Source organism: Aminobacter carboxidus (genome assembly GCF_014863355.1).
GTDB classification, from domain to species: Bacteria; Pseudomonadota; Alphaproteobacteria; order Rhizobiales; family Rhizobiaceae; genus Aminobacter; species Aminobacter carboxidus.
In genome coordinates, this window is record NZ_JACZEP010000001.1 from 1 (window position 1) to 15,655 (window position 15,655).

Annotated in this window: 14 protein-coding genes; 9 read left to right on the forward strand and 5 right to left on the reverse strand. The window is 63.7% G+C overall.

Annotated elements, in window-relative coordinates:
* Window positions 1-1,177: 3-oxoadipyl-CoA thiolase (gene pcaF, locus IHE39_RS00005; RefSeq protein WP_192565076.1), on the forward strand; the 1,177-nt coding region annotated here is incomplete at its 5' end.
* Between the two features lie 219 nt (window positions 1,178-1,396).
* Here the strand turns inward: pcaF and IHE39_RS00010 are convergent.
* Window positions 1,397-2,248 (reverse strand): sulfite exporter TauE/SafE family protein, encoded by an 852-nt coding sequence (locus tag IHE39_RS00010; protein WP_184771489.1) that lies wholly within the window; start codon window positions 2,246-2,248, stop codon window positions 1,397-1,399.
* 282 nt (window positions 2,249-2,530) lie between these two features.
* Between IHE39_RS00010 and modA the strand changes: the two genes are divergently transcribed.
* From modA to IHE39_RS00030, 4 genes are read left to right on the forward strand one after another with little or no spacing between them, the layout of a single operon-like run.
* Window positions 2,531-3,337: a molybdate ABC transporter substrate-binding protein gene (modA, locus tag IHE39_RS00015; RefSeq protein ID WP_192565077.1), complete on the forward strand. Its 807-nt coding sequence runs from the start codon at window positions 2,531-2,533 to the stop codon at window positions 3,335-3,337.
* Window positions 3,338-3,355: 18 nt separating this feature from the next.
* The gene (modB, locus tag IHE39_RS00020) at window positions 3,356-4,057 is read left to right on the forward strand and encodes a molybdate ABC transporter permease subunit (RefSeq protein ID WP_192565078.1); all 702 of its coding nucleotides are present in this window, start codon (window positions 3,356-3,358) and stop codon (window positions 4,055-4,057) included.
* Window positions 4,054-5,169, forward strand: a complete 1,116-nt coding sequence (gene modC, locus IHE39_RS00025; RefSeq protein ID WP_192565079.1) for a molybdenum ABC transporter ATP-binding protein — start codon at window positions 4,054-4,056, stop codon at window positions 5,167-5,169. The genes modB and modC overlap by 4 nt, the downstream gene beginning before the upstream one ends.
* 13 nt (window positions 5,170-5,182) lie before the next feature.
* Window positions 5,183-5,524, forward strand: a complete 342-nt coding sequence (locus IHE39_RS00030; protein ID WP_192565080.1) for a winged helix-turn-helix domain-containing protein — start codon at window positions 5,183-5,185, stop codon at window positions 5,522-5,524.
* On the opposite strand, the gene proC is transcribed toward IHE39_RS00030, so the two are convergent.
* The 3 genes from proC to IHE39_RS00045 all read right to left on the reverse strand — a co-directional run bounded on the left by proC (window position 5,525) and on the right by IHE39_RS00045 (window position 8,703).
* Window positions 5,525-6,340 (reverse strand): pyrroline-5-carboxylate reductase, encoded by an 816-nt coding sequence (gene proC, locus IHE39_RS00035; RefSeq protein ID WP_192565081.1) that lies wholly within the window; start codon window positions 6,338-6,340, stop codon window positions 5,525-5,527.
* An 82-nt stretch (window positions 6,341-6,422) separates the two neighbouring features.
* A complete protein-coding gene (locus IHE39_RS00040) occupies window positions 6,423-7,736 on the reverse strand; it encodes an O-antigen ligase family protein (RefSeq protein WP_192565082.1) in 1,314 nt (437 codons plus the stop codon).
* A complete protein-coding gene (locus IHE39_RS00045; protein WP_192565083.1) occupies window positions 7,705-8,703 on the reverse strand; it encodes a glycosyltransferase family 2 protein in 999 nt (332 codons plus the stop codon). Before IHE39_RS00045 ends, IHE39_RS00040 begins: the two co-directional genes overlap by 32 nt.
* Window positions 8,704-8,871: 168 nt before the next feature.
* Between IHE39_RS00045 and IHE39_RS00050 the strand changes: the two genes are divergently transcribed.
* The 3 genes from IHE39_RS00050 to IHE39_RS00060 are packed head-to-tail and all read left to right on the forward strand — an operon-like array spanning window position 8,872 to window position 11,701.
* Window positions 8,872-10,047, forward strand: coding sequence for a glycosyltransferase (locus IHE39_RS00050; protein ID WP_192565084.1), 1,176 nt, complete (start codon window positions 8,872-8,874; stop codon window positions 10,045-10,047).
* Window positions 10,048-10,049: 2 nt separating this feature from the next.
* Window positions 10,050-10,814, forward strand: coding sequence for a WecB/TagA/CpsF family glycosyltransferase (locus IHE39_RS00055; protein WP_192565085.1), 765 nt, complete (start codon window positions 10,050-10,052; stop codon window positions 10,812-10,814).
* A gap of 11 nt (window positions 10,815-10,825) precedes the next feature.
* A complete protein-coding gene (locus tag IHE39_RS00060; RefSeq protein ID WP_192565997.1) occupies window positions 10,826-11,701 on the forward strand; it encodes a DUF6492 family protein in 876 nt (291 codons plus the stop codon).
* A 104-nt stretch (window positions 11,702-11,805) separates the two neighbouring features.
* On the opposite strand, the gene IHE39_RS00065 is transcribed toward IHE39_RS00060, so the two are convergent.
* Window positions 11,806-13,101 (reverse strand): lipopolysaccharide biosynthesis protein, encoded by a 1,296-nt coding sequence (locus IHE39_RS00065; RefSeq protein ID WP_192565086.1) that lies wholly within the window; start codon window positions 13,099-13,101, stop codon window positions 11,806-11,808.
* Between the two features lie 163 nt (window positions 13,102-13,264).
* On the opposite strand from IHE39_RS00065, the gene IHE39_RS00070 reads away from it, so the two are divergent.
* On the forward strand, window positions 13,265-15,565 hold the full coding sequence (locus IHE39_RS00070; RefSeq protein ID WP_192565087.1) for a GumC family protein: 2,301 nt from the start codon (window positions 13,265-13,267) through the stop codon (window positions 15,563-15,565).
* Window positions 15,566-15,655 lie beyond the last annotated feature (90 nt).

Genomic DNA, 15,655 nt, shown 5'->3' on the forward strand with positions numbered 1-15,655 from the left:
CCGCACGCCGATCGGCCGTTTCGGCGGTTCCCTGTCGTCGGTTCGCGCCGACGACCTTGGGGCCGTTCCGCTCAAGGCGCTGATGGAGCGTAACGCTTCCGTCGACTGGGCCGCCATCGATGATGTCGTCTTTGGCTGCGCCAACCAAGCCGGCGAGGACAATCGCAACGTCGCCCGCATGTCGCTGCTGCTGGCCGGCTTGCCGCAGGAGGTGTCGGGCACGACGATCAATCGGCTCTGCGGTTCGGGCATGGACGCGCTGATTGCCGCTGCCCGCGCCATCAAGGCCGGCGAAGCCGAGTTGATGATTGCTGGCGGCGTCGAGAGCATGAGCCGCGCGCCCTTCGTCATGCCCAAGGCCGACAGCGCCTTCTCGCGCCATGCCGAGATCCACGACACCACCATTGGTTGGCGCTTCGTCAATCCGCTGATGAAGAAGCAGTACGGCGTCGATTCGATGCCCGAGACCGGCGAGAACGTGGCCGAGGATTTTGCGATCTCCCGCGCCGATCAGGATGCTTTTGCGGTGCGCAGCCAGAACAAGGCGGTTGCGGCCCAGGAGAGTGGCCGTCTCGGCAAGGAGATCACGCCGGTGACCATTGCGCAGCGCAAGGGCGATGCCATCGTCGTTTCAAAGGACGAGCATCCGCGTGCCGGCACCACCATCGAGACACTTGCCAAGCTGCCGACGCCATTTCGCCAAGGTGGCACGGTCACGGCCGGCAACGCTTCGGGCGTCAATGACGGTGCCGCGGCCCTTATCGTCGCCTCGGAAGCGGCGGTGAGGAAGTATGGCCTGACGCCGATCGCGCGGGTACTTGGCGGTGCGGCTGCCGGTGTTGCACCGCGCATCATGGGCATCGGACCGGCACCGGCGACGAAGAAGCTGTGCGCCCGTCTCGGCATTCAGCCTTCCGATTTCGACGTCATCGAACTCAACGAGGCATTCGCCTCCCAGGGCATTGCCGTGCTGCGCGAACTCGGCATCGCCGAGGATGCGGCGCATGTGAACCCGAATGGCGGGGCCATTGCACTGGGCCATCCGCTTGGCATGTCGGGCGCCCGCATCGCCGGCACCGCGGCGCTGGAGATCGGCCTGCGCGGCGGCAAGCTCGCGCTTGCCACCATGTGCATCGGCGTCGGGCAAGGCATCGCGGTCGCGCTCGAGCGCGCCTGAACTTCAGCCCTCGCAGCCAAAGTGAAAACGCCCGGCATCGCCGGGGCGTCAGATTGATTACAAACCCCTCGTTTCTTGGCAGCAGTCAAAATCGAGGGGTTTTGATTCTGGTTTGTTCACGATCTGAATCTGTGACGTTCCGTGAATCTTGGGTGCTTTAGGTGTGCCAGGGGTTTGTCAGCAGTCTGACGCCCGGCATTGCCGGGCGTTTTGTTGCGGTCAGCCGATCAGGCTGTACAGGAAGCGCAGGCTGATCAGCAGCAGGAAGATGCCAAAAGCGACCTCGAGCTTGCGCTTGGAAAGCGCGTGCGCCAGCCGCGCGCCCAAAGGCGCGGTCATCACGCTGGTCGGCACGAACAGGATCAGGCCGACGAGCGAGACATAGCCGAGCGACAGCGGAAATTGCAGCGCGGCGACATCGGGATATTCGGCGGCACGCGGCCAACCGGCGTAGATGTAGCCCAGCGCGCCGGGAATCGAGATCAGCACGCCGAGGCCGGAAGACGTCGCCACCGCCTGGTGGATCGGCCGGCCGTAGAACGTCATGAACAGGTTGGAGAGCTGGCCGCCGCCGATGCCCATCAGGCTCGACAGCACGCCGATGACCCAGCCATAGATGTTCATGATCAGCTTGCCCGGCATGTCGAGGCCGAGGCGCCACGAATCCTTGCCGAACAGAAGCCGGATCGCCGAAATGCCGGCGACGACCACGAACACGGCCTTGAACAGGTCGGCGGGCGCATAACGCGCAATCACGCTGCCCATGGCGACACCGATGATGACGGGGATCGCCCATTGTTTGAGGATCGCCATGTCGACGGCGCCTTTTGCGCGATGCGCATTGAACGAGCGGATCGAGGTCGGGATGATGATCGCAAGCGAGGTGCCGACGCAGAGCGGCATGCGCACCTCCTCCGGCACGCCGACGGCCTGGAACAGTTCGTACAGCACCGGCACGATGACGGTGCCGCCGCCGACACCGAAGACGCCGGCGAGCAGGCCGGTGACGGCGCCTGCGCCGAGAAGGGCTACGGCGAGCCAGATGATTTCAAACGTCGATATGCCGGCCATGTCGGGGAAACTCTTGCAACGGTGGTGGCGCAAGCGAGCCCTCGGGCGGGACCACTGCCCGGCTCTCGCTTACGATTGACGCGGCGACATATGACACGAAGCACCAGCCCAGTCTCCCCCTGAAGGCAGGGCCAGGGGCGGATCCGATTTTCAACCAAAACAACGCAACTGTTTCGCGCAAAACCACCTGGATGGGTAGTTGCCTGGTGAGTGTTGTATCCGTATGAATATAACGAATCCCTGGCCCGCGATGGGCTGGACCAGATGGTGGAGGAAATTCAGATGTTCACGCGTAGGACCTTTGGGGTGCGGCTTACCGCGATGGCTGGTGGTCTTGCCGCGGTGCTCGCGCTCGGCCTGCCGGCAGCACGCGCCGATGGCGACGTCGTGGTGTTTGCGGCGGCCAGCCTCAAGAACGCGCTCGATGCCGTCGACACCGCCTGGAAGGCCGAGGGCGGCAAGTCCGCGACCGCCTCCTACGCGGCAAGCTCGGCGCTGGCCAAACAGATCGAACAGGGCGCCCCGGCCGATGTGTTCATTTCCGCTGACCTGGAATGGATGAAATATCTCGCCGACAAGAAGCTCATCAAGGATGGCTCCGAGGTGAAGCTGCTCGGCAACCGCATCGTGCTGGTGGCGCCGAAGGATTCGGCGGCCAAGGCCGATATCGCGGCGAATTTTGACCTCGCCGGGCTGCTTGGCGAAGGCCGCCTCGCCATGGGCGACGTCAAGGCTGTACCCGCCGGCAAGTATGGCAAGGCAGCGCTTGAGAAGCTCGGCGTTTGGGGCTCGGTCGAGGGCAAGATCGCCCAAGCCGAAAACGTGCGCGCCGCCCTCAAATTGGTGTCGACCGGTGAAGCGCCGCTCGGCATCGTCTACCAGACCGACGCGACCGCCGAGCCGGGCGTCAAGATCGTCGGCATTTTCCCGGAAGACTCGCATCCCTCCATCGTCTATCCGGTTGGCGTGACGGCGGGCTCGAAGAGCGCAGACGCGGAAGCGTATGTGAAATATCTTCAGTCCGCCAAGGCCAGGGAGCTTTTCGAAGCGCAGGGTTTCACTATGCTGACGCCCGTCGCTTCCAACTAAAGGCATTCAGACTGACGCATGACATGGCTGGACCTCACTCCTGACGAATGGAATGCGGTCCACCTGTCGATCAAGGTCGGACTGTGGGCGATGGTTGCCAGCCTGCCTTTCGGCATCGCCATCGCCCTGTTGCTGGCGCGCGGCAATTTCTGGGGCAAGTCGCTGCTCAACGGCGTCGTCCACTTGCCGCTCGTGCTGCCTCCCGTCGTCACCGGCTACCTGCTGCTTTTGAGCTTCGGCCGGCGCGGCCCCATTGGCTCATTCCTCGACGAGTATTTCGGTATTGTCTTTTCGTTTCGCTGGACCGGTGCGGCACTTGCCTGCGCGATCATGGGCTTCCCGTTGATGGTGCGGGCGATCCGTCTGTCCATCGAGGCCGTCGACCGTCGTCTCGAGTCGGCGGCCGGTACGCTTGGCGCGAGCCCGCTCTGGGTGTTTGCGACCGTGACGCTGCCGCTGATCCTGCCCGGTGTCGTTGCCGGCATGATCCTGTCGTTTGCCAAGGCGATGGGGGAGTTCGGTGCCACCATCACCTTCGTTTCCAACATTCCCGGCGAGACCCAGACGCTGCCGTCGGCGATCTACACCTTCACGCAAGTCCCCGGCGGCGACGCAGGGGCTATGCGGTTGACGCTGATCTCGATCGCCATTTCGATGATCGCGCTCGTCGTCTCCGAAATCTTCGCCCGCCGCATCGGTCAACGCCTGGATGCTGGATGATGCTCTCGATTGATGTCCGCCATCGCCTCGGCGCCTTGAACCTCGAAGCCAGATTCCAAAGTGCCGGCCGTCTGACCGCCTTGTTTGGGCCGTCAGGGTCGGGCAAGACCTCGCTCATCAACATCGTTGCCGGTCTGATCCGCCCCGACAGCGGACGCATCGACATTGACGGGCGGACGCTGGTCGACACCGCACAGCACAGCTTCGTGCCCGCCCACAAGCGCCGTGTCGGCTTCGTCTTCCAGGATGCGCGGCTGTTTCCGCACCTCAACGTGCGTTCGAACCTGCTCTACGGCCGCTGGTTCACGCCGCAGGCCGAGCGTTATGCCGAGTTCGACCGGGTCGTCGAAATGCTTGGCATCGGTCATCTGCTGGCGCGGCGTCCAGCATTGCTGTCGGGTGGTGAAAAGCAGCGTGTCGCCATCGGCCGGGCACTGCTGGCCAGTCCGAAATTGTTGCTGATGGATGAGCCGCTGGCCTCGCTCGACGATGCCCGTAAGTCTGAGATCATGCCCTATCTCGAACGTTTGCGCGATGAGACCAGGATTCCGATCGTCTATGTCAGTCATTCCATTGCTGAGGTCGCGCGGCTTGCCACCGACATCGTCGTTATGGCGGAAGGCAAGGTCGTGGCGTCAGGGCCGACGATCGGGATCATGCAGCGTCTCGACCTGTTGCCGCCGGAAGAGGTGGGCGAGGGCGGTGCGGTGCTCGACATGACGGTCCTGCACCATGACGAAAGCTTCGGCATGACGGTGCTTGGCACCGCGGCAGGCGAAATGCGCGTGCCCCGCATCGCAAGGCCCGAGGGTGCAGCGGTGCGTGTCCGCATCCGCGCCCGCGACGTGATGATCGCGACCGAGCGGCCGAAGGGTCTCAGCGCGCTCAACATTTTGCCGGGGCGTATCGCCGAGATCAGCAAGGTCGACGGCACCCAGGTCGATCTCAAGCTCGACTGCCATGGCGACCTGCTGGTTTCGCGCATCACCCGCCAGTCCTTCGAGGCGCTGCATCTTGCTGTCGGGCGCGAGGTGTTTGCCGTCATCAAGACCGTTGCTTTCGACAGCGCCAATCTTTCTCCGGGGGCGCCGCTCGTGCTAACCAGCGACTGACTGGAGCGAGCCGATGCCATCTCTGACCTTGCGACTGTATCTCGACCCTAAGGGCCGTCTCGGTCCAGGCAAAGTCGAACTGCTCGAGCAGATCGCCGCCACCGGCTCGATCTCGGCTGCGGCGCGCGCCATGGAGATGTCCTACAAGCGTGCCTGGGACCTTGTCGAAGAGATGAAGGATATGTTCGGCAAGCCGCTCGTGGCGGCCAAGACGGGCGGCAAGCATGGCGGCGGTGCGGAGCTTACGCCTGTCGGCGAAGAGGTCGTGCGCCGGTTCCGCGACATGGAGCGCGCGGTCCACGAGGCGGCAGCGCCTTACGTCAAGGCGCTGCAGGACGAAGCCGACGCGAGGTGACTATTTGCCGAGTTCGATCGAGCGCAGCCGGGCCGCTTCAACGGCTTCGGTGAGCAGGTTCTTGAGGCGGTCCTCACCCATCAGCACGCTCAGCGCAGCCGCCGTCGTGCCGTTCGGGCTCGTCACCTGGCGGCGCAATACACCTGGGTCTTCTCGGCTTTCGGCTGCCAGGCTCGCTGCGCCATAGACCGTCTGCATGGCAAGAAGGGCTGCCGTCTTCGGTGGCAGGCCGGCGTTTTCGGCTGCTGCCGTCAGGCACTCGATGAAATGGAAGATGTAGGCTGGGCCTGACCCGGAAACGGCTGTCACCGCATCCATCAATCCTTCGTCGGCGATGGTGGCGACTTCGCCGCTTGCCGACAGGAGGTCGCCGACGGTCTCTTTGGCTTCTTCCGTGACGTATTCGTTGGTATAGAGCACCATCATGCCCTTGCCGATGGCCGCCGGTGTATTGGGCATGCAGCGCGCGATCGGCGTATGGCTGCCGAGGATGTCGGCGAAGGTCGCGACAGGCGTGCCAGCGGCGACGGAGACGAAAGTTGCCTTGCCGTTGCCGAAACGGCGATAGCCAGATGTGACCTCGCGGATAACCTGCGGCTTGACGGCAATGACCACGATCCCGGGATCCGCATCGGCGGGAATGCCACCGACTTCCGAAGCGACGCGGCTGCCGAGATCTGCGGCGCGGGCGCGAAGCTCCGCATTGGGCTCGACGACGAACGTCTCCTCTGGCGCGAGCTTGCCCGAATTGAGCCAGCCCGTGAGCATGGCGTAGCCCATGTTGCCGCAGCCGGCGAGGATCAGTCTGATGGTCATGCAAAGCCTCCGAACACAACTGACATAGACCGTCTTGGAGGCTTGCGGAAGGGCCAAGCGCTTGGGCGAGCAAGCGCGTTTGTCAGCCGGTGTTCTTGTGGATAACCATGCGCGAAACCATCCTCAGCCCCAGGACGCCGAGGACGAAGAACATCCAGACCGGGTCGATGCGGCGGAAGAAGAAGCTTTCGAGAAAGGCGTTGAGCGCGGTAAACAGCACCACCATCATGAAGAAATCGCCGAGGAAGACGTTTTCCTTGTAGAGCGGGATGCGCAGGTAGTCGCGCAGCGGCGCGATCAGGAAGACATAGACGGCGACGGCAAGTGCGGGCAGGCCCATCGTCACCGCGATGTCGATGTAGCCGTTGTGGCCATGCACGATGAAACGGATGTCCCAGCCCTGGTCGAAGGCGTGGCCGATGCCTGTCACCAGCGGCGTGCGCCAGAAGCTTTCGTAACCGTATCCGAACCAGGGCTTCTGCGCGATCATTTCGCCGGCAAAGGCCCAGACGGTCGTGCGCCCGGTATAGGTGAGCTCGGGGAAATAGTGCGCGGCCAGTAGTTTCAGCGGCTCGATGAAGACGATGCCCAGCGTCGCCAATGCCGTGCCGATGACGGCCAGCGCAAACAGCACCGGTGTGCCAAGCCGCATGCCGACCACTCCGGGCAGCAGCACCAGCATGATCGACAATGGCACCAGCCCGGCCGTTGTCTTCGACCCGGTATGGATCATGAAGAACATCGACATGGCCAGCAGGATGTAGCCCGACCAGCGCCAGTGCCTTCGGATCAGATAGATGCCGGCGAAGCTGAAGCAGGCCATGACGGGCGCTGCGATGTTCTTGTGGCTGAAGGCGCCGCGCCACAGGCCGGAATGCTCGGGTTCGAAGCCATCGGCCCCGTGGATCGCCACGCTGGGGTAGAGGATGACACCGGCATAGCTCAGCCCGACGACCAAGAAGCCGGCGACGACCAGCACCGTCGAGAACGAATCGCCATCGCGCGGCAATGCGAGAACGGTTGCCATGGCGATGATGCCGATGAGCGTGAAGCTTGCCGCCCGGAATGCGGCACTTGGGTCGGCCGCTTCACCGACGGAGATCAGGAAAAAGCACAGCAGCACGATCCAGGGCAGCCCGGCTATGGCGCGAAGCCGGCCCGGATTGGCCATGGTCGCCAGCGAAAAGATGGCGAAGGCGCCAAGCGAACCGAAGCCGAGCTGGTTGACGATGTCGCCGCCCTCGACCGCGCCGGCGCCTGCCGGCTGGAACGGCCTGAACGAGACGATGACGATGGTCAGCACCATCGTCGCGATCGCCGTGACGATGCCCGATGTGGTGAACGCCGCCGTCAGCGGCGCTGCGTCAGTTCTTCTCAGGCTGGCGATATTGCTCATTGGCATAACCAAACTCGGCCATCACACGGCCAAGTGCCACATGGATCGGGTAGACGGCGACCGACGGCGAGCCTGTCTCGACGAGGCGCTTCAGCGCACGCAATGGCGAGGTGCCAAGCAGCGCCAGGCTTTTCAGCAAGACGCGGGTGTTGGCGAACGGCGTACCGGCATGTTTTTTCTTGGCGACGAGCGTCGAGATGACGCCGTTGCGCAAGCCGCGCGCACGAATCCAGTCGGCCTCGGTGCGCCGGGCCGGAACCGTCTCGAACAGTTTCGCTTCCGCGCACCAGCCGAGCTTGAAGCCCTTCTGTGCAGAGCGGCTCAGGAAATCCGAATCGCCGCCGCCCATAAAATTGAAGCGCAGGTCGAGGAAGGGCGGGCCCATGGCCAGAAGAACGTTGCGGCTGACCAGCAGGTTGCCGGAGGAATACAGCGCGCCAACCTGGCCGGTGGCGGAGTAGGGTGGTGCGAACACCGGATGCGTCGCCCAGACCTGATGGGCGGGATCGGCAAAAACAGGCACCTGCGGCCCACCGACGATGTCGACGCCAAGGCGTTCGGCAGCCAGGCATATGGTTTCCAACCAGAAGGGATCGGCCAGTTCGTCGTCGTCGATGACCAGAAGCCGGGTGAAATTCGGAAAGCGCAGCAGGGCGGTGTGCCAGCCGGCATTGTAGGCGCTGCAGTTGCCGCGTTCATGCGCGACGATGACCAGCCCGGTCATCGCACCGCTTTCAAACAGCGGCAGGGCGGCGTGTTTGCCTTCATTGCCTTCGTCGTCATTCTCCATGACGATGACAGCGAATCTGCGCGCGGTTTTTTGCCTTGCCAACGAATCAAGCGTTGCGAGCAATTGCTGAGGTCGGCGAAAGGTCGGCAGCGTCACCACCACCTCGACGTCGTCCACCGACAGTGCGGGCGAGCTGCCGGCAATGGTCACGGACTTGAGCGGAGGTAGAGCATTCATGAAAAGCCGCCGGTTATCGATGCCTCTTCGCTATCATGGGCGCCATAACGGTCAGTTAAACAAGCGATGAGCGAACGGCCGATTGGCGGACAGGTTCCACAAGCGGCTGAAATTGCTTAATGAAGACTTCACCGCGCTTTGTTAGGGCATAGGCAGGAACTTGTTGTGATGCATCTGCTGTTTGCCACATCCATCGTGCCTGACGGAGCACTGTCTTCGGGCTACGAGATCGCCAATCAGGCGATCATCGATGCGCTGCGCCGCGCCGGCGTTCGCGTGACCGTGCTTGGCTTCGGTTGGCCCGGCAAGCCGCCGTCCGATCCCGAAAACACCATTCTGCTCGGTTCGCTCGACGTGCGCACCGATGCGGCACCCTTGCCGCGTAAGCTTGCCTGGCTGGCAAGTGCGGTCGCGTCCGGGCTGACATTCGCCTCGGCCAAGCTGCGTATCGTCTCGGATGAAACGGTACGCCAGGCGATCGAGGCGGCGGGGCCGTTCGACGGCTACATCCTCAATTCGGTGCAGATGGCCGCTGCGTTCGAAAGCATCTTTCGGGACCGGCCCTCGATCTTCGTTGCGCATAATGTCGAGTTTCGCTCGGCCACCGAGAACTCACGCGCCGCCAATGGCGCTTTCCAGCGCCTGCTGTTTCGCCGCGAGGCCAAACTGCTCGAAGTCATCGAAAAGCGTCTGTGCCGCAATGCGAGCTTTGTCTTCACCCTGGCCGAAGAGGACCGCGCCGAGTTGGGCGTTGCTTCTGATACGCGTTCGGTGGCGCTGCCGCTGGTCACCCGCTCGGTGCTTTCAGCCAGCCACGGCAAGCGCACCATCGACTGCGACGCGGCGCTGATCGGTACCTGGACCTGGGAGCCGAACCGCATCGGCCTCGACTGGTTCCTCGGCAAGGTCGTACCGCACCTGCGCAACGATTTCCGCATCCATATCGCGGGCAGTGTTCCAACTGGCGTGTCATCGCCTCATCCTGGCGTCAGCTTTGTCGGCCGCGTGCCCGATGCCCAGGCCTTCGTGCGTGGTGCCGCCGTCATCCCGCTTGTCAGCACGTCGGGCAGCGGCGTCCAGCTCAAGACCATCGAGACGTTCGAACAGGGCCTGCCGTCGGTGGCAACCGCGCATTCGCTGCGCGGCATCGCCTACAAGCCAGCCAATTGCACCATGACCGACGATCCCGTAGCCTTCGCCAGGGCGCTTGAACGAACCGTCGATCAGAAGACCGCTGATGTCGACGGTTCGGACTTCCATCGCCGGCAGATCGGCGCTCTCGACCAGGCGGTGGCACTCGGCCTCGCCAGGCTTGGTGCGAGCGCACACGAGGTGGCGGCGTGAGCATGACGATTTCAAAAGCAGCCCCACCCTACCGCAGCATTCTCGGCATCCCGGTCGCCAGCTTGCGGCGCGACGAGGCGATCTCGCTGCTGTCGCGGATGATCAGGGACAGGACCTTCACCAAGGTCAGCTTCCTAAATGCCCACAACGCCAACATCGCTTGTTCCGACAAGGATTTTGCCGCGGTCCTCAACGATTTCCTGGTGCTGGCCGACGGCATCGGCGTCGATATCGCCGCACGCTGGCTCTATGGCGCGCCCTTTCCCGACAATCTCAATGGCACCGATTTCGTGCCCGACCTGTTGAAGGCCAGCGACAAGCCGCTGACCGTGGCCCTGCTCGGCGCCAAACGCGCCAATGCCGAGCGGGCGGCCGCGCGCCTGAGTCAGATTGCCCCTCAGCACAAGATCGTGGTGGTTCACGACGGGTTCTTCACGGCCAAGGAGGAGCCTGGGATCGTCGCTGCCATCGGCAGCCTGCGCCCCGACATCCTGCTGGTCGCGATGGGCGTGCCGCGCCAGGAGATGTGGATCGCGCGGCACATGCGCCCTGAACATTGCACGCTGCCGATCGCCGTCGGCGCGCTGCTCGATTTCCTCAGCGGATCGGTCCCGCGCGCGCCGGCGTGGATGCGCCGGCTGCGCCTTGAGTGGCTGTTCCGCCTGCTTATCGAGCCGGGCCGGCTGTGGCGGCGCTATGTCGTCGGCAATCCGCTGTTCCTGTTTCGCGTGCTGCGCCAGAAGCTCGGCGGGGGAGAGCGCTCTTGAACGCCAAGGCCATGTCTTCGGCTCCCGATGCGGCGCTGATCACGGCGAGTTACGCCGCCGATTTCGAACGCTGCCGCCTGCTGTGCGAGACCGTCGACCGCCATGTCGCCGGTGCCTCGCATCATTACCTGCTGGTCGAGCACCGCGACGTGGCGCTGTTTCGGCAACTCGAAGGCAAGCGCCGCACCGTCATCGACGAGCGGGAACTGCTGCCGTCCTGGCTGCGCGACATTCCCGACCCGACGAGCCTGTTCAAGCGCCGCGTCTGGCTGAGCCTCAAGGCGCCGCCTTTGCGCGGCTGGCACGTACAGCAATTGCGACGCATGGCCATCGCCGAAAGGATCGAGCAGGAAACGCTTGTTTATGTCGATTCCGACGTGGCTTTCCTCAGGTCTTTCGATTGCGCCCGGTTTTGGCGGGACGGCGAGCTCAGGCTGTTCCGGCGTGATGGCGCCTTGCTGAAATCAGGCCACGACAACCATCGTACCTGGTCGGCCAACGCGGCGGCCGTGCTCGGCATCGCCGCGCCCGAAATTTCGCCGCACGACTACATCTCGACGCTGATCGCCTGGCGCCGGTCGTCGGTGCGCGACATGCTCGCCCGCATCGAACAGGTGAGCGGGCGGCATTGGGTCGAGGCGGTGTGCGCGCGGCGCAAGTTTTCCGAATGCATGATCTATGGCCGCTTCGTCGACGAGGTCGCCAATGGTGCCGGACACTATGTCGGCTCGGAAGAGTTCTGCCGCGTCCACTGGACCGGCACGCCACTCACCGACGCGCAGTTCGAGGCCTTCGTCGCCGCCATGTCACCCGAGCAGGTGGCGATCGGCATGCAGTCGTTCATTGGCACCGATCTCGGTCGCATCCGCCGGCTTGTCGCCGCCTGAGGCCTAAAAGCAATTCCAGGAAAGGTGCGCAGCGGTTTTCCCTAGGAATTGCGTAAAACCAAGAGAAAGAGAGACACCGCAATTCGGAGGAGCGCGGTATGTCTCTAGATTGCCCTGGCCGGCCGTCGCAGCGCCGAATAGGTGACGATGGCCGAGGCCAGATAGAGCAGCGTGAACATTCCATTCAGCATCCACACCAGCGTTGCGGTGTCGGCGACGCGCATCAAAAGCAGCGACAGCAGCGCTGCCTTGAGACCTGCCAGCATGGCGAGATTGGCGGCTCGGATCAACGTCTGGCCGCGCGCGAACAACAGCTCGGCGTGATACTCGACGAGATTGCGCAGCGCCGGCACGAACAAGGCGAGCCCGACCAGCGGAGCAGCTTCCGAAACATTGCGGCCGAGGAAATTGGGATAGAAATACAGCACCACGGCGAGGAACAGCAGGGCCGATGTCGAGATCACAAGTATCCCGGCCTCGATGCCGACCTTGACCTTCAGCCTGGCCAGCATCTCGGGCATCCGCATCATGCGCTGGACCAGCATCATCGAGAAGGTGCGGATCGGAATGGCCGTCAGGTCGACCAGACGCATGACGATGGCGTAGATGCCGGCGAGATGCGGCCCGCCGATGGCCAGTACCAGCAGCTTGTCGAACTCCATTTGCAGATAAAACAGCACTTCGGCGCCAGCTACATAGAGCGAGTCCGAGAGCCGCCGCCAGTATAGATGAGGTGTCAGCCGGAGCCGTTGGCGTGGGTAGAAAAATCCGAAGGCCAGGGCCAGGGAAACGAGATTCGAAGCGATGTAGAAACCGGCCCAGGCTTCGACCGTGTGGCTCGGCCAGAAGATGAACAGGGCGGCGGCGGCGGCCTTGATCGCAGCTGTCAGGATCGCCAGCACCGCGGCGCGGCCGAAGCGGCCGAGGCCATTGTTGACGATCATCGCCACTTCGACCGGCCGCCACAACAGCGCCTCGGCGAAGATGACCGCGGCAAAGATTGCGGCGGGCATGGCGGTCGAAAAAAACAGGAACCAGGTCAGCGCCGAGGCGGCAATGAGCACTGGAAGCGACAGCGCGGCAAGCATCAGGAAGCCTGCGGTGTAACTGCCGATCAGCCGTGGCCGGATCGTTGCCGTGCGGTAGAGCGCCGAGATGAAACCGAAGGCCAGCGTGCGCGACAGCATGACGCCGGCGGCGGAGGCGGTGGCGAACAGGCCGAAATCGGCAATCGAGAGCGTATTGGCGAGCGCGATGAAATAGATCAGCGAAAAGACCAGCCGCCCCATGGAGCCACTGATCGCTGAAATGTAGTCGCGAAGGATCGTTTGCCGCTGCGCGACGAAACTGCCGATCCGGTGGCGCAACGGCGTGCGCGGTATGTCGTTCGCCTTGGTCATGATCCAGTTGAACGATAAAACTCAAAGCTTAATGTGCCGTTCTGCGACGGAGCTCTATATACTGCCGTAAAGCAGGAATTAACGTTTTGTTACCCATGTCTGTTTAGCGTGGGTTAACGACCGGACAGGTGATCCGGACTAGACTTTTGGAAGTTGCCGAACCATGGCCGAATCTGGAAACCGCGAGGACTGGAGGCGCAAGCGCTCGTTGCTTGCGCTGGACCGGGACGAGGCTGTTCCGAAGCCGCGAGGCTCATCGCTGCTGTCGATGTCGACGGAAGAGGATGGCGACCAGGAGGATTTCCAGGATCCCGCGACGCGCCATCGCATGGCGCGCTTCCGGCGCGAGGCCGAACGTGCGGCGCGCGAGCAACTGGCCGAAAAGCCATCCGAACCAGAGGCAAGGCCGGTTGACGAACGGCCGGCGCAAGCTGCGCCAGATGTACAGGACGCCCGACCGGCACCACCTCCGTCTTCGATGATCGGCAAATGGCGCGACAGGACGCGCAGCTCATCCGCCCAGGCGGAGCCGGTTGTTGCCGTGGCTCAGACTGCCGCACAGACCGCACCCCCGGCGCCTTTAGACGAGCCGGATGACCACGACGACGTCCGCTGGAAGCCGCTGATCGATCCGATGGCGGTCATCGGCGGCATTACCCGTTCGAAGCTTCTGATCGCCTCGACGACTCTCGCCGGCGCGCTGCTTGGCGTCGCCCTCGCGCTTTCGACGCCCAAGAAGTACGAAGCCTGGACCGAGATGATCGTCGATCCGCGCAATCTGAGGCTTTCGGACAAGGAACTGACCGTCGGCGACCTGCCGTCGGACGCGACGCTGGCCGTGGTCGAAACCCAGGTGCGCGTGCTGACCTCCGGCTCGGTGCTGGTCAAGGTGGTCGACAAGCTCAATCTGGCTGAAGATCCGGAATTCAACGGAACAGCCGGCGGCGGCTTCAGCGTCGGTGGTTTCATTCGTTCGTTGATCTCCGCCAACAACAACGCCGCGAGCGATGACCCCGGCCGGCGCCATTCGCTGGCAGCGGAGCACCTCTATGAGGCGTTGACCATCCAAAGGGACGTCAACACCTTCGTCATCTCGATCGGGGCGAAGACGGAGGATCCCGAAAAATCTGCGCTCATCGCCAACACGATGACCCAGGTCTTCATGCAGACCTTCGGCGAGCTGCAGGCCGGCACGGCCGGACGCGCAACTGATGAGCTTACTGGCCGCCTCGACGAATTACGCAAGTCGGTCGAAACAGCCGAGCGCAAGGTCGAGGCCTTCAAGTCGGAAAACGAACTGATCAACCCGCAAGGCAGGCTGATCACCGACGACGAGATCCAGCGCGTCAACGACCAGCTGACGGCGGCGCGGGCACGCACGCTCGAACTCAACGCGCGCGCCGCCTCGACCCGCGACCTCGGTGTCGATTCGGTGCTGGCCGGCGCCTTGCCCGAAGCGGTCGGCTCGCCGGCAATCACTGAACTCCGCGCTCAGTATGCGGCCCTGACCCAGGAAGCAGACCGGGCTGCGGTCAGGCTTGGCCCACGCCATCCCGAGCGGCTTGCCGTCGAAGCACAGCTCGGTGGCGCACGCGAACGGATCGCCAACGAACTGCGCCGGGTGGCCGGTTCCATCCAGGTCGAACTCAAGCGTGCCGTGCAGACGGAGCAGGAGCTTGCGGCGCGCCTTGCCCAGCTCAAGGTTCGCCAGGCCGATGTCGGCGGCGAAATGGTCACGCTGCGCGAACTCGAACGCGACGTGACCGCCAAGCGTGCCGTCTATGAATCGTTCCTGCTCCGGGCGCGTGAGACTGGCGAGCAGAAGGACATCAATTCGGGCAATGTGACCATCATCTCGCCGGCATCGCCGCCGCTGCAGTCGACAGGTCCGTCGCGGGCGATGATTTCGCTGGGTGGCATGCTGCTCGGCTTTGCCTCGGGCGTCGGCATCGGCGCCTTGCGCGGGGCACTTCAAAGCCTGCGCGAAACGGCCAGGCGGCGCAGCCGCTCGAAGTCAGGCACACGTCGCGAGCAGGCACCGGCGAACAACCGGCCGGACATGCGCGCCGAAACGCCCGCTGCAAGGACCAACGAAGCCTCGGTGATGCCATCTGTCGCCGCCGTCGACCCGATCATGAATGCCCAGCAGCCGCCGCAGTCCTGGCAGGCGCAGCCGATGCAGCAGCAACCTGGTTACCAGGTGCCGCAAAGCGGCTTCGAACCATCTTATGCGCCTCAGCCGCAGTCCGGCTATGCCGCGCCGCAACCGGACCACGCAGCGCCTTATCCGTATCGCCCTGCCTATCGGCAGCGCCCGCCGGACTACTACGCAACGCCGCCGGCGCCACCCCAGGCCGAGTCGCCTGCGCCGCAGAGCCAGATCGACGAGATCAGTGAAAGCCTGCGCGAGGTTCGCAAGGAGTTGAACCAGCTCAGGGAGCGGCGCTCGCGCCGCTACTTCTGAAATTCTTCCAGGCGGTTTCGAGTTTACGGCACCGGACGCCGCAATGGCGAGGTTGCGGGTCGAAAATTTGATGACAATGCCGCCCGAAGC

Coding starts and splice junctions, on each gene's coding strand:
- IHE39_RS00010 (WP_184771489.1), bottom strand. CDS start 2,248: ATGGCCGGCATATCGACGTTTGAAATCATCTGGCTCGCCGTAGCCCTT.
- modA (WP_192565077.1), top strand. CDS start 2,531: ATGTTCACGCGTAGGACCTTTGGGGTGCGGCTTACCGCGATGGCTGGT.
- modB (WP_192565078.1), top strand. CDS start 3,356: ATGACATGGCTGGACCTCACTCCTGACGAATGGAATGCGGTCCACCTG.
- modC (WP_192565079.1), top strand. CDS start 4,054: ATGATGCTCTCGATTGATGTCCGCCATCGCCTCGGCGCCTTGAACCTC.
- IHE39_RS00030 (WP_192565080.1), top strand. CDS start 5,183: ATGCCATCTCTGACCTTGCGACTGTATCTCGACCCTAAGGGCCGTCTC.
- proC (WP_192565081.1), bottom strand. CDS start 6,340: ATGACCATCAGACTGATCCTCGCCGGCTGCGGCAACATGGGCTACGCC.
- IHE39_RS00040 (WP_192565082.1), bottom strand. CDS start 7,736: ATGAGCAATATCGCCAGCCTGAGAAGAACTGACGCAGCGCCGCTGACG.
- IHE39_RS00045 (WP_192565083.1), bottom strand. CDS start 8,703: ATGAATGCTCTACCTCCGCTCAAGTCCGTGACCATTGCCGGCAGCTCG.
- IHE39_RS00050 (WP_192565084.1), top strand. CDS start 8,872: ATGCATCTGCTGTTTGCCACATCCATCGTGCCTGACGGAGCACTGTCT.
- IHE39_RS00055 (WP_192565085.1), top strand. CDS start 10,050: ATGACGATTTCAAAAGCAGCCCCACCCTACCGCAGCATTCTCGGCATC.
- IHE39_RS00060 (WP_192565997.1), top strand. CDS start 10,826: ATGTCTTCGGCTCCCGATGCGGCGCTGATCACGGCGAGTTACGCCGCC.
- IHE39_RS00065 (WP_192565086.1), bottom strand. CDS start 13,101: ATGACCAAGGCGAACGACATACCGCGCACGCCGTTGCGCCACCGGATC.
- IHE39_RS00070 (WP_192565087.1), top strand. CDS start 13,265: ATGGCCGAATCTGGAAACCGCGAGGACTGGAGGCGCAAGCGCTCGTTG.